The 13,699-nt window shown below is 75.5% G+C and carries 10 protein-coding genes; all 10 read left to right on the top strand.

Annotation, left to right across the window (positions count from 1 at the left end):
• Positions 1-61: 61 nt before the first annotated feature.
• Positions 62-1,093: a FecCD family ABC transporter permease gene (locus tag NQU55_RS22625; RefSeq protein ID WP_372504772.1), complete on the top strand. Its 1,032-nt coding sequence runs from the start codon at positions 62-64 to the stop codon at positions 1,091-1,093.
• Positions 1,090-2,247 carry a FecCD family ABC transporter permease gene (locus NQU55_RS22620; protein ID WP_168091211.1) on the top strand — a complete coding sequence of 386 codons (1,158 nt, stop codon included), beginning with the start codon at positions 1,090-1,092 and terminating at the stop codon, positions 2,245-2,247. The genes NQU55_RS22625 and NQU55_RS22620 overlap by 4 nt, the downstream gene beginning before the upstream one ends.
• Entirely contained in the window at positions 2,244-3,134 is an 891-nt protein-coding gene (locus NQU55_RS22615) for an ABC transporter ATP-binding protein (protein WP_168091210.1), read from the top strand. Before NQU55_RS22620 ends, NQU55_RS22615 begins: the two co-directional genes overlap by 4 nt.
• A gap of 79 nt (positions 3,135-3,213) precedes the next feature.
• On the top strand, positions 3,214-4,218 hold the full coding sequence (locus NQU55_RS22610) for an ABC transporter substrate-binding protein (protein WP_256791026.1): 1,005 nt from the start codon (positions 3,214-3,216) through the stop codon (positions 4,216-4,218).
• A gap of 236 nt (positions 4,219-4,454) precedes the next feature.
• Positions 4,455-5,696, top strand: a complete 1,242-nt coding sequence (locus NQU55_RS22600) for an ATP-grasp domain-containing protein (protein ID WP_168093012.1) — start codon at positions 4,455-4,457, stop codon at positions 5,694-5,696.
• Positions 5,693-7,441 carry an IucA/IucC family protein gene (locus NQU55_RS22595; RefSeq protein ID WP_168093013.1) on the top strand — a complete coding sequence of 583 codons (1,749 nt, stop codon included), beginning with the start codon at positions 5,693-5,695 and terminating at the stop codon, positions 7,439-7,441. The genes NQU55_RS22600 and NQU55_RS22595 overlap by 4 nt, the downstream gene beginning before the upstream one ends.
• Positions 7,438-8,637: an MFS transporter gene (locus NQU55_RS22590; protein WP_168093014.1), complete on the top strand. Its 1,200-nt coding sequence runs from the start codon at positions 7,438-7,440 to the stop codon at positions 8,635-8,637. Before NQU55_RS22595 ends, NQU55_RS22590 begins: the two co-directional genes overlap by 4 nt.
• A complete protein-coding gene (locus tag NQU55_RS22585; RefSeq protein WP_168093015.1) occupies positions 8,638-10,365 on the top strand; it encodes an IucA/IucC family protein in 1,728 nt (575 codons plus the stop codon).
• The gene (locus tag NQU55_RS22580) at positions 10,362-11,576 is read left to right on the top strand and encodes a type III PLP-dependent enzyme (protein WP_168093016.1); all 1,215 of its coding nucleotides are present in this window, start codon (positions 10,362-10,364) and stop codon (positions 11,574-11,576) included. Before NQU55_RS22585 ends, NQU55_RS22580 begins: the two co-directional genes overlap by 4 nt.
• Positions 11,577-11,813: 237 nt before the next feature.
• On the top strand, positions 11,814-13,679 hold the full coding sequence (gene asnB / locus NQU55_RS22575) for an asparagine synthase (glutamine-hydrolyzing) (protein WP_168093017.1): 1,866 nt from the start codon (positions 11,814-11,816) through the stop codon (positions 13,677-13,679).
• Positions 13,680-13,699 lie beyond the last annotated feature (20 nt).

Here is a 13,699-nt window from a genome sequence, read left to right as displayed (position 1 = left end):
GCTGGTGTGCGAACCATCGAGAATTGACAAGGTAAGCCTTACCTAACCTAGGGTCTCCTCCGTGAACGAGACCGCTCCAGGAGCCGTCGCGCCCGCCGTCGGGCGCGCGGCTCCGATTCGCCGGGCCGCCCTGCTCCTTGCAGGCGTGGCCGCGCTCGCCGTGTGCGCCGCGCTCAGCCTCGCCGCGGGCTCGCGCCCGGTGCCCCTCGCCACCGTGTGGCACGCGCTGGCCGGGGACGACGCCGGACGCGATGGCCTGGTCGTCACCGGGCTGCGCGTTCCGCGGACCGTGATCGGCCTCGTCGTCGGCGCGGCGCTCGGCGTCGCGGGAGCCGTCGCCCAGGGCGTCACCCGCAACCCCCTGGCCTCGCCCACCACCCTCGGCATCAACGCCGGGGCGAGCTTCGCGGTCGTCACCGCCATCTACGCGCTGGGCCTCACCCGCCCCGTGGAGTACCTGTGGTTCGCCTTCGGGGGCGCCGCGCTCGCCACCGTCGCCGTGCTGGCGCTCGCCCGCCACGCCGGCGAACTCGACCCCGTACGGCTCGCGCTGGGCGGGACCGTGCTGGCCGCCGTCCTCAGCGCGTGGACCTCCGCGGTCATGCTGGCGAGCCACCGCACGCTGGACGAGGCCCGCTTCTGGCTGGCCGGTTCGCTCGCCGGGCGGCGGACCGACATCCTGCTGCCCGTCCTCGCGCCCCTCCTCGCCGGTCTCGTGCTGGCCCTCGCCATCACGCCCGCGCTCAACGCCCTCGCCCTCGGCGACGAGACCGCGCAGGCGCTCGGCGTGCCGGTCGCCAGGGTCCGCGCCGCGGGCGGGCTGGCCGTGGTGCTGCTCGCCGCGTCGTCCGTCGCCGTGGCGGGCCCGCTGTCCTTCGTGGCGCTCGCCGCCCCGCACCTCGTGCGCAAGCTCCTCGGCGCGGACCACCGCTGGCTCGTCCCGGGCTGCCTCGTCGCCGGTCCGCTGCTGCTCCTCGGCTCCGACATCGCCGGCCGGGTCGTCCTGGCCCCCACGGAGATCGAGGTCGGCATCGTCACGGCCTTCCTCGGCGCCCCGATGCTGGCCCTCCTCGCACGGAAGGCGACCCGATGAGCGACCCGGTGTACGAAACCGGCCCGCAGCCGGAAGCCCGCCGGAGCCCGGCTCCCGCGCCCGCCCCCGTACCCGCACCTGCCCCCGTACCCGCGTCCACCCAGGCGCTCCTCCCGCCCCGCCCCGGCGCGGGCCGGTCCGCCCTCGCCCGGCAGCGGCGCCGCGTCGCCCTCCTCTCCGCCGCGGCCGTCGTCCTCCTCGCGCTCCTCCTCGCCCTGGGCCTCAGCGCGGGCGAAGTCCGCGTGCCGCCCCTGGACGCGCTGCAGGCCCTCGTCGGCCTCGGCGACAGCGCCGACGTGATGCTCGTTCAGGAGCTGCGCGCCCCCCGCGCCGTCGCCGCGATCGTGGCCGGCGCCGGGCTCGCCGTCGCCGGCACGCTGATGCAGCGCGTGCTGCGCAACCCGCTCGCCTCCCCGGACGTGGTCGGCGTGACCGGCGGCGCCTCCCTAGGTGCCGTCGCCGTCCTGGCCACCGGCGCCCCGGCCGCCCTCACCCCGGCCGGAGCGCTCGGTGGCGGCATGGTGGCGGCCCTGCTGCTCGCCCTGCTCTCCTGGCGCGGCGGCGTCACCGTCACCCGCATCGTGCTCGTCGGCCTCGCCGTGCAGCAGGGCCTCGCCGCCGTCGTGAACCTCTTCATCGTCCGGTTCCCCGCCGAACTGGCCGCGGACGCGCTGCAGTGGACCACCGGCTCGGTCTACGGCCGCACCTGGACCGAGACGGGCACCGGCGGGGCGCTCGTCCTGGCCGGCGTCGTGCTCGCCCTCGCCGGCCACCGCAGGCTCGCCGTCCTCGACCTCGGCGACGAGTCCGCCGGCGGGCTCGGGATCGCCCCGAACGCGGCCCGCCTCCAGCTCCTCCTGCTCGCCGTCCTCCTGGCGTCCGTCGCCGCCGCCCTCACCGGGCCCGTCGGCTTCGTCGCCCTGGCCGTGCCGCACATCGTGCGGTTCCTGGCCGGGCCCCCGACGGCCGGCTCGCTCGTCCTCACCGCGCTCGGCGGCGCCGTCCTGCTGCTCGCCTCCGACCTCGCCGTCCTGCACCTGCTGCCCGTCCACGGCCTGCCCGTCGGGGTCGTCACCGCCACGCTCGGGGCCCCCTGGCTGCTCGTGCTGATGCTGCGCCAACTCAAGCCCACCACTGGGAGCACCGCCCGATGAGCGACGACCGCACGACCCTGCCCGGCCCCGCCGCCGCACCCCGCCCCGCGGGCGCCGACGGCCCCGCGGCCGCCCCCGGCCTCGCCGCCCACCGCCTCAGCCTCGGCTACGCGGGCCGGACCGTCGTCGACGGCGTCGACCTCGCCGTCCCCGGCGGCGCCGTCACCGCCGTCGTCGGCCCCAACGCCTGCGGCAAGTCCACCCTCCTGCGCGGCCTCGCCCGCCTGCTGGCCCCGACCGCGGGCACCGTCACCCTCGACGGCGCCGACATCCACCGCATGCCCGCCCGCGCCCTCGCCCGCCGCCTCGGCCTGCTCCCGCAGCAGGCCGTGGCCCCCGAGGGCGTCACCGTCGAGGGGCTCGTGCGCCTCGGCCGCTACCCGCACCAGCGCATGCTCACCCCCTGGTCCAAGGCCGACCAGGCCGCCGTCGAAGAGGCCCTCGCCCGTACCGGCACCGACGTCCTGCGCGACCGCCCGGTCGACCAGCTCTCCGGCGGTCAGCGGCAGCGCGCCTGGATCGCCCTGGCCCTCGCCCAGGACACGCCCCTGCTGCTCCTCGACGAGCCCACCACCTTCCTCGACCTGCGCCACCAGCTCGACGTGCTCGACCTGGTCGAGGAGCTCAACACCGAGGCCGGCCGCACCGTCGTGATGGTCCTGCACGACCTCGGCCAGGCGGCGCGGTACGCCGACCACCTCGTGGTCATGTGCGACGGCAGACCGGCCGCCGCCGGCCCGCCAGCCGAGGTCCTCACCGCCGGACTCGTCGAGGAGGTCTTCCAGGTGGAGTGCCGGGTCGTTCCCGACCCGGAGACCGGAACACCCCTGGTCGTCCCCCGGGACCGCTCCGGAAGGCGCCGCGCCCCCGGCCGGCCCGCCGCCTGAGGCGCGGCGCACCCCGCAGAACCCCCAGCCCCACCCCCCCACACCCGTCCCTCCCCTACCGCTCAGACTGGAGCCCGCCGTGACCACCCACCTCAGACCACCCCTCCACCGGCTGCGCGGAGCGCTCGCCGCGCTCCTCGCCGTGATCATCGGTACGGCCGCGCTCACCGCGTGCGGCGGCGACGAGAAGGCCAAGGACGAGGACAAGGCCGCGGGGGACACCGGCTTCCCGCGCTCGGTCACCCACGCCATGGGCACCACCGAGATCAAGCAGAAGCCCAAGCGCGTCGTCGTCCTCGACACCGGCGAACTCGACGACGTCACCATGCTCGGCATCGAGCCCGTCGGCGCGGTCTCCCCCCACATGAAGACCGAGGGCGGCTTCCCGCAGTACCTGTCGGCGAAGACGAAGAACACCAAGGACGTCGGCCCCATGGCCGAGCCGAACATCGAGCGGATCATCTCCCTCAAGCCCGACCTGATCCTGTCCTCCAAGGTCCGCCACGCCAAGGTCTACGACCGCCTCAAGGGCATCGCCCCGACCGTCTTCACCGAGACCACCGGCGCGCCCTGGAAGGAGAACCTCAAGGTCCACGCCAAGGCCCTTGGCCTGGAGAAGGAGGCGGAGACGGCCATGAGCGCGTACGAGAAGCGCGCCAAGGCCCTCGGTGAGGAGATCAAGAAGAAGAACAACGGCACGATGCCGACCGCGTCGGTCGTCCGCTTCGTCGCCGGCCCCACGCGCCTCTACCAGAAGGCCTCCTTCAGCGGCGTCGTCCTCTCCGACGTCGGCCTGCGCCGCCCCGCCTCGCAGGACGTCGACGCCCCGATGACGGACGTCTCGCCGGAGCAGATCGACAAGGCCGACGCCGACCTCATCTTCGTCACCGTCGCCGACGAGCCCGAGAAGACCCAGCAGAGCGCCGTCCAGGACAACCCGCTGTGGAAGGGCCTCGGCGCCGTCAAGAACGACAAGGTCGTCCAGGTGCCGGACGAGACGTGGATGTCCGGCATCGGCATCCAGGCCGCCAACCGCGTCGTGGACGACGTCGCCAAGGCCGCGGGCGTCGACGCCCCCAAGTAGCCGGTCCGCCGGGCCGGTTCACCCCGGCCCCGGCTCCGGCGCCGCCCCCGGACCCGGGCGGCGGCACCCCGTTCCCCGGACCCGCCGCCGGGCCGTCGCCTTCCTCCCCGAGACGGCCCGGCGGCACCCCCCAACACGTACGTCCCACGCATACCCCCACGCACCTCCGGCACCACCGCCCCCGGCACCACCACCCCGGCACCACCGCCCCCCGCAGCCTGTCGAAAGGCGCTCCTGTGCGGCTCCACCTCCTCGCCCTGAACCCGACCGACTCCGTCACCCTCGGCTTCCTGCCCGCGGCCGCCCGCCTCGGACTCGAGGTCACCCTCCTCACCGACCAGCCCGCCGCCCACCGCCGGGCGTACGAACAGAGCGTCGCCGACGGCGGCAAACTGCCCGAGCTCTCCGTCCTCGGCTGCGACGTCACCGACTTCCGCGAGGTCGTCGCCCGGATCTCCGCGCTCGGCCGGCAGGCCCGCCCCGACGCCGTCTTCACCAACAGCGACCACCTCCAGCCCCAGGCCGCCCTGGCCGCCGCCTACTTCGGCCTGCCCGGCAAGGACTGGCGCGCCGCCCTCGACGCCAAGAACAAGGCCTTGCTGCGCCGCCGCCTCGCCGAGGCCGGCGCCGACACCGTCCGCTCCGCCGAACTCGCCCCCGGCGACGACCCGGAGGGCCTGCCCGGCCGGCTCGCGGACCTGGGCCTGCCCTTCCCCTGCGTCGTCAAGCCGCGCGAGGGCGTGGCCAGCGAGGACGTCGTACTCGCCGAGGACGCGGCCTCCCTCGTCCGCCACTGCCACGACATCCGCTCCCGCAGGCCCGGCGCCTCCCTCCTCGTCGAGGAGTACCTGGACGGCGAGCTGCACACCCTGGAGACGCTCGGCGACGGCAGCGCCCTGCACGCACTCGCCTCCTTCCGCACCCGCCTGTCCCCGCTGCCGCACTTCATCGAGGAACGCCTCGACCTGCTGCCCGCACCGCCGCAGCCGCACACGGAACAGGTGCTGGGGCAACTGCGCGCCCTCGGCATCGGCTTCGGCGCCTGCCACACCGAGTACGTGGCCCAGGGCGCCCGCGCCCGCATCATCGAGGTCAACTACCGCGCCATCGGCGACCAGTGCGACCTCGCCCTCGCCGACGCCCTCGGCGTCCCCCTCTTCGAGCACGTCCTGCGCACCCACCTGGGCGAGCCGCTGCCCGCGGACCTCGGCGCGCGACCCGACGGGCGGTTGCGCGTGGAGTATGTCTGCGCGGACCGCGGGGGTACGCTCGAAAAAGCCCCCCCGGCGAGCGACACCGAGCGCGACGGCGTACGGCTGGTCTACCGGCCGCTGCGCGGAACCGGCGAGGCGCACCCGCTCCATCGCACCAACCGCGACTACCTCGGCGTCATCAGGGCGACCGGCACCGACCAGGGCCGGATCGACCGGGAAGTCGACGCATTCCTGGCCGCACAGCGCTGGGAGATTCTGTCATGAGCCTGACCAGTACGGACGTGGTGGAGGACGACCTCCTGCGGCGCGTCCTCAGCACCCTGCTCCGCGAGGACGCCTACGGGCTGCGCCGCCACGCCCTCACCGAGCACCGCCCCGACGGCGACTGGCTCCACCTGCGCACCGCCGACGGAACCGTCCTGCTGCCCGTCGGCCCCGACGGCTTCCAGTGCGAGGTCCGGGCGCGCGAACCGCTCGTCGAGACCGGCGACGGCGTTCTCACCGGGCTGCGCCCCGTCCTCACCCGGCTGCGCGCCGCGGTGCCCCCCGAGGACCGGGCCGGCTACGACGCCTTCCTCGCCGAGTGCGAGGAGGCGCTGGCCGCCGCCCGCCTGCACGACCGCGTCCGCGACGGCGTCACCGCGCACCTGGCGCAGACGTACGGGGAGCGCACCGACGGCTGGACGGGCCCGGGCGGCTCCCTCGCCTACGACACCCTCGCCGCCTACCGCGACCACCCCGTCTACCCCACCGGCCGCTCCCGCGCCGGCCTCAGCGAAGATGAACTACGCGCGTACGCCCCCGAGTTCCACCCCTCCTTCGCCCTGCGCTGGCTCGCCCTCCCGCACGGCGCCGTGCGCGGCGACCGCTCCGGCCTGCCCTCCTGGTGGCCCACCCCCGCCGGGCTCGGCCTGAGCGGGCTGGACGCCACCCACGTCGCCCTGCCCGTCCACCCGCTCACCGCGGCCGGCCCCCTGGACGCGGCCCTGCGCGAGACCGGGCTGAGCGGCTCCGCCCGCTTCGCCGAGAAGCCCTGGCTGGAGGTGCTGCCCACCCTCTCCACCCGGACCGTCGCCGTCGCCGACGACCCCGCCGTCCACCTCAAACTGCCCCTCGCCACCGCGACCCTGGGCCTGCGCAACCGGCGCACCATCAAGCCCGGCACGCTCCTCGACGGCGAGACCGGCCAGCGCCTCCTCGAAGAGCTCATGACCCACGAGCCGCGCTTCGCCGGGCGGATCCTCCTCGCCGACGAGCGCACTCACCTGCAGTCCGACCACGAACTCCTCGCCGTCCTCGCCCGCCGCTACCCCGCCGGCCTGCAGGACGCCCACGTCCTGCCCGTCGCCGCGCTGCTCGCCCGCACCCCCGGCGGCTCCCTCGTCGCCGACGAACTCGCCGACCGCTACTACGACGGCTCCCTCGCCGCCCTCCTCGACGCCTACCTCACGCTCCTCCTGGACTGGCACACCACCCTCTTCTCGTACGGCATAGGCCTCGAGTCCCACCAGCAGAACACCTCCCTCGTGCTGGACGCCCCCGGCGGCCGGACCCGGATGCGGCTGCTGCTGAAGGACAACGACGGGCCGCGCGTGCACGGCGTGCGCCTGGCCGCCCGGCTCGGCGGGGAGGCCGCCGACCTGCTGGGCTTCGACGACCGGCGCATCCTCGTGGCCGGCGACGGCCCCGTGGCCGACGTGTTCGCCACCATCACCGTCCACCTCTGCGCCGCCGCCCCCCTCTTCGAGCTCGCCCGGCTCGGCCGCGCCCCCCTCGGCGAGCTCCTCGCCCGCCTGCGCGACCGGCTCGCCGAAGCCGTCGACCGCACCGCCCGCACCGCACCCGGCGCCGCCGCCGTGCTGCGCGCCCGCGTCCTCGACGCCGACCGGCTGCCGGTCAAGGCCATGGTCACCGCCGGCACCCTGCTCACCAAGGAGCGCTCGGGCGCGGCCGACATCAACAAGCACTACGTCCAAGGGCCCAACTACCTGCGGGAAGCAGGAAGATGACGGCCGTACTCCACGGCGGCCGCACCCGCGAGGAACGGCCCGTGCTGCGCACCCGCCAGGTCCACGCCGTCGCCGCCTGCTACTTCGTCGCGTCGTTCGCCGCCCTCGGCCTGCCGCCCTACCTCACCGAGATCCTGCCCGCCCTCGGCGACCACGGCGCCCGGTGGGCCGGGCTGCTCTACATCGTCCCCACCGTCTTCGGCGCCCTCGGCGCACCCCTGTGGGGCCGGCTCGCCGACCGCTACGGCCGCAAGCGGCTCCTGCTGCGCGCCCAGCTCGGCCTGGCGCTGTCCTTCCTGCTCGCCGGGCTGGCCGACAGCCTGCCCGCCTTCGCCGCCGCCCTCGTCCTCCAGGGCGTCCTCGGCGGCACCTTCGCCGCCTCCAACGGCTACCTCGCCGCCTCCCTGGACGGCCACCGGCTCTCGTGGGCACTCACCCTGATGCAGGGCAGCGCCCGCCTCGCGCTCGTCGCCGCGCCCGTCGTCGTCGGCGGCCTCACGCCCTGGCTCCCCCCGCACCGCCAGTACGCGCTCCTCGCCGTGCTGCCGCTGGCCGCCGCCCTGATGCTGGCCGCCCTCCCCGAACCGCCGCCCACGGCACCGTCCGCACCCGCCGCCCCGGAGGCGGCGGGCCCGCCGCCGGGGCCGCTGCGCACCCTCTACGCCCTCGAATTCGCCTTCGTCCTCGCCACCGTCATCTCCTACCCGTACCTCATCACCCTGGTCGGCGAGCGGCTGCCGGGCCTCGGCCCCTCCGCGAGCGGCGCGCTCTTCGCCCTCCCGCACGCCTGCTACCTGCTGCTGGCCAAGCCCGTCCACACCGCCGTCGCCCACCGCCCGCACCTCGGCGCCGTCACCGGCTTCGCCTGCGTGGCCGTCGCCCTCGCCGGGCACTGGGGAGCCGGCACCGTCGCCTCCTTCGTGGCGCTGCGGCTGCTCCTGGGCGCCGGCATGACGCTCGGCCTGGTCAGCCTGTCCGCACTGGCCGCCGAGGCGAGCCGGGGCCGCGGGCCCGGCCGCCTCTTCGGCTCGCTGGAGTTCATATCCAAGGCCGGAGCCGTCGTCGCCGGAGCGGCAGCCGCCGCCTCCACCGGCCTCTGGGGCCCGGCCGCACCCGCCGTCGCAGGATCCGCCGTCGCCGCCCTGACGGCCGTCATCAGCACCCCCACCCTCCTCCGCACCCGCTGGAGCCGCTGAATGTCCTCCGCACCCGCCGCCGCCCTCCCCGGCGTGGCCACCGCCGACCACGTGGTCGCCCACACGCTGCTCAACTGCCTGCTCCGCGAGGTCTCCGGGCCCGAGCACCAGACCGCCGTCACCGACGGCCACCTGGTGCTGCGCCTGCCCCGCTGCGGCGTCCTGCTCCGCGTGGGGCTGCGGCGCGCCTCCCTGATCGGGGCGCACCGCTTCACCGGCCCCGTCCGCACCCAGCGCGACGGCGCCTGGGCCGAGCTGACGTGGCAGGAGCTCGCCGAGCACATCCACCGCGAGCTGGAGCTGCGCACCGGGGTCCGCAACGAGGAGTTCCTCGGCCAGGTGGCCGCCAGCCACGCCGGCGTCACCGCGGCCCTCGCCGCCCCGCGCGGGGAGGCGGGCCCCGACGCGTACATGGACTCCGAGCAGTCGCTGCTGTTCGGCCACCGCTTCCACCCCACCCCCAAGGCCCGCACCGGCGCCCCCGAGGACTGGGACCGCTACGCCCCCGAGGCCCGCGCCCGCTTCCCCCTGCACCACCTGGCCGTGCGGCGCGAGCACGTGCGCCAGGAGGCCGCGGCCGACGGGTCCCTCGCCGCCCTCGACCGGCAGCGGCCCGTCCCCGACGGCTACCGGCTGCTGCCCGCCCACCCCTGGCAGTACGCGATGCTGCGCGAGCACCCCGTGCTGCGCGCCGCCCTCGCCCGCGGCGACGTCCTCGACCTCGGCCCCGGCGGCGAGCCCTTCGAGCCGACCGCGTCCGTGCGGACGCTCTACGACGGCCGGGACTTCCTCAAGTTCAGCCTCAACATCCGCATCACCAACTGCCTGCGCAAGAACGCCGAGTACGAGCTGACCGGCGCCGTCGCCCTCACCCGCCTGCTGGAGCCCGTCGCCGCCGACCTCGCGGCCCGCTTCCCGGGCGCCGGCCTGCTGCGCGAACCCGCCTACCGCACCCTCGACCTCGGCAGCCGCGAACTCGCCGAGGGCTTCGGCGTCATCGTCCGCGAAGGGCTCGGCGCCCGCCTCGCCCCCGGCGTCACCGGGCTGCTGGCCGCGGCCGTCGCCGACGAGTACCCCACCGGCGGCGCCCACCTCGGCGCACTGCTGCGCGGCGGCGGCCCGGCGCGGGCCCTCGCCTGGTGGAAGGCCTACCTCGCGCTGCTCGTCCCGCCCGTGCTCGCGGCCTACTTCGACCACGGCGTCGTCCTCGAACCCCACCTGCAGAACGTCGTCCTCGGCGTCGGCGCCGACGGCATGCCCCGGCAGGTCCTCTTCCGCGACCTGGAGGGCACCAAGCTGCTCCCCGGCCACCACGGCGCGGCCCTCGCGGCGCTCCCCGCGGACGTGGCCCGCCCCCTCACGTACGACCGCGAACGCGGCTGGGACCGCGTCGTGTACTGCCTGGTCGTCAACCACGTCGCCGAGATGCTCGCGGCCCTCGCCGACCGCCACCCCCGCCTCGAACCCGAGCTGTGGACCGCCGTCCGCCGCGTCCTCGCCGACCGCGCCGCCGCCCACGGCAACCCCCCGCTGCTGCGCGCCCTCGTCGCCGGGGTGCCGCTGCCCGCCAAGGCCAACCTCCTCACCCGCTGGGAGCGCAAGGCCGACCGGGACGCCGGCTACGTGCGCATCTCCTCACCCCTGGTGCCGGACCTGCTGTCCGCGTTCACCCCGGCCGCCCTCACCCCGGCCGCCCGCACCGAGACCACCTGGAGCGCCGCACAGTGATCCTTCCCCGTGTCGCCCGGCACGCCGCCGACCTGCCCGGCGGGGAACTGCCCGCCTACGTCTACGACCTGACGGCCCTGGCCGGGCACGCCGCCGAGGTGCGCGCGGCCCTGCCGCCGGAGACGGAGCTGTACTACGCGGCCAAGGCCAACCCCGCCCCCGAGCTCCTGCAGGCCCTCGCCCCGCACGTCAGCGGCTTCGAGGTCGCCTCCGGCGGCGAACTGGCCCACGTCCGCGAGGCCGTCCCCGGCCTGCCGCTCGCCTTCGGCGGCCCCGGCAAGACCGAGCCCGAACTGCGGCTCGCCCTCGACCTGGGGACCGAGCGCATCCACGTGGAGAGCGAGAGCGAACTACGGCTGCTCGCCGCCCTCGCCGCCGAACGCCCCGGCGAGGCGCCCGTGGACATCCTGCTGCGCGTCAACCTCCCCGTGGGCGAGGAGGACGGAGAGAGCCGCGCCGGGCACGGCGAGCTGGCCGGCGCGGCCCTGGCCATGGGCGGGCGGCCCAGCCCCTTCGGCCTCGACCCGCGCCGCGCCGAGGCCTGCCTGCCCCTGCTGCGCGGCACCCGGCTGCGGCTGCGCGGCATCCACGCCCACCTGGCCAGCGGGCTCCCCGCGCCCGCCCTGCTCGCCGTCGCCGCCCGCGTCACGGCCTGGGCGCGCGAGCTGGACACCCGGCACGGCCTCGGGCTGGACGAGGTGAACGTGGGCGGCGGCATGGCCGTCGACTACGCCCGCCCGCACACCCGCTTCGACTGGGCCGCCTACGGGTCGGGCCTGGCCGCCCTCGCCGCCGCGTACCCCGGCTACACCCTGCGCATCGAGCCCGGGCGGGCGCTGGCCGCCCACTGCGGCTGGTACGTCACCGAGGTCCTCGACGTCCGGCACAGCCACGGCGAGGCGTTCGCGGTCGTGCGCGGCGGCACCCACCACATGCGCACGCCCGCAGCCAAGGGGCACGACCACCCCTTCACGGTGCTGTCCGTCGACACCTGGGAGCACCCCTGGCCCCGCCCGGCCGCACTGGACGAACCGGTCACCCTCAGCGGCCAGTTGTGCACCCCGAAGGACGTCCTCGCGCGGGCGGTCCCGGTCGCCGAGCTGCGGGCGGGGGACCGGATCGCCTTCGCGATGGCGGGCGCGTACGCCTGGAACATCTCGCACCACGAGTTCCTGATGCACCCGGCGCCCGCCTTCCGCTTCCTGTCCTGAGCGTGCCTCTCCGTCCCGGGCGGCGGGTCCGCGATCGTGCGGCGGGGCAGGGGAGTTGGCCGGTTCCCACTGGTTTCCCAGCGTTTTACTCCTACATGGATGGTGAATGCATCTATATGGGCGTACCGTGATCCCCGCGGTCCCCGCCGCCCCCGAGGCGGGGCCCGCACCCCACGGGGGAGCAGCCGTACCCGGGACAGCACCCGGGGCGGCCTACCGAAAGGGGAGAACGCAACGATGTGCGGGATCACCGGATGGATCTCCTACGACCAGGACCTCACGGCCCTCACGACCGCGCGCGGCACGCTCGACGCGATGACGCACACCATGGCCTGCCGCGGACCCGACGCCGGCGGCACCTGGCTCGACGCCCACGCCGCCCTCGGCCACCGCCGCCTCGCCGTCATCGACATCGAGGGCGGCACCCAGCCCATGCGCGTCGAACGCGACGGCCGCACCCTGCTCGTCACCACCTACAGCGGCGAGGTCTACAACTACCGCGAGCTGCGGTCCGAGCTGGAGAGCCGCGGGCACGCCTTCCGCACCGGCAGCGACACCGAGGTCGTCCTGCACGCCTACCTCGAATGGGGCGAGGACTTCACCGAGCGCCTCAACGGCATGTACGCCTTCGCCCTGTGGGACCCGCGCACCGAGGAACTCCTCCTCGTCCGCGACCGCATGGGCATCAAGCCGCTCTACTACCACCCCACGCCCGACGGCGTCCTCTTCGGCTCCGAACCCAAGGCGATCCTCGCCCACCCCTCCGTACGCCCCGCCGTCGACGCCGAGGGCCTCGCCGAGCTCGTCGCCTTCACCAAGACCCCCGGCCACGCCGCCTACAAGGGCATGTACGAACTGCCCCCCGGCCACACCGCCCGCATACGCCGCGGCGGCCTGATCCTGCGCCGCTACTGGGCCCTGGAGTCCCGCGAGCACACCGACGACCTCAAGACCACCGTCCGCCACGTGCGCGACCTGCTCGACGACATCGTCGGCCGCCAGCTCATCGCCGACGTCCCCCTGTGCACCCTGCTCTCCGGCGGCCTCGACTCCTCCGCCATCACCGCCCTCGCCGCCAAGGGCCTCGCCGACGCCGGAGCCGGCCCCGTGCGCTCCTTCTCGGTCGACTTCACCGGCCACACCGAGAACTTCCGCCCGGACCCCCTGCGCCCCACCCCCGACGGCCCCTACGCCCACGCCCTCGCCGCCCACGTCGCCTCCCACCACTCCGACATCGTCCTCGACGCCGCCGACCTGATGGCCAAGGCCAACCGCGACGCCGTCCTCACCGCCCGCGACATGCCCATCAGCGGCTTCGGCGACGGCGACGTCTCCCTCTACCTGCTCTTCAAGGCCATCCGCGAGCAGTCCACCGTCGCCCTGTCCGGCGAGTCCGCCGACGAGGTCTTCGGCGGCTACCGCTGGTTCCACGACCCCGCCCACGTGCACGCCGGCACCTTCCCCTGGGCCGCAGCCGGGGCCGCCGACCGCTTCGCCGGCGAGCACAGCGGAGGCCGCTCCGCCCTCCTCGACCGCGGCCTCCTCGCCAAGCTCGACCTCGCCGGCTACGAGGACACCCGCTACCGCGAAGCGCTCGCCGAAGTGCCCCGCCTGCCCGGCGAGACCGGCCTGGAACGGCGCATGCGCGAGATCAGCTACTTGCACCTGACCCGCTTCGTCCAGCTCCTCCTCGACCGCAAGGACCGCGCCAGCATGGCCGTCGGCCTGGAGGTCCGCGTCCCCTTCTGCGACCACCGCCTCGTCGAGTACGTCTTCAACACCCCCTGGGCCATGAAGACCTTCGACGGCCGCGAGAAGTCCCTCCTGCGCGCCGCCACCCGCGACCTCCTCCCGGACGTCGTCGCCGACCGCGTCAAGAGCCCGTACCCCAGCATCCAGGACCCCCGCTACGCCGCAGCCCTGCGCGCCGAGCTCTCCCGGGTCCTCGCCGACAAGGACGCGCCCGTACGGCCCCTGCTCGACACCGCCGCCGTCGCCGGCTCCCTCGCCGACGACGCCGGCGAGTCCTTCCGCTCCGCCACCGAACTCGTCCTCAACCTGGACACGTGGCTGCGCATGCACGACACCGCGCTGGAGCTGTAGGCGCGGGGGAAGCGGTAGAG

It is taken from the genome of Streptomyces telluris (assembly GCF_024519335.1).
GTDB classification, from domain to species: Bacteria; Actinomycetota; Actinomycetes; order Streptomycetales; family Streptomycetaceae; genus Streptomyces; species Streptomyces telluris.
Note: the sequence above shows the minus strand (reverse complement) of the source record. Positions and strands in the feature narration are given on the sequence as shown.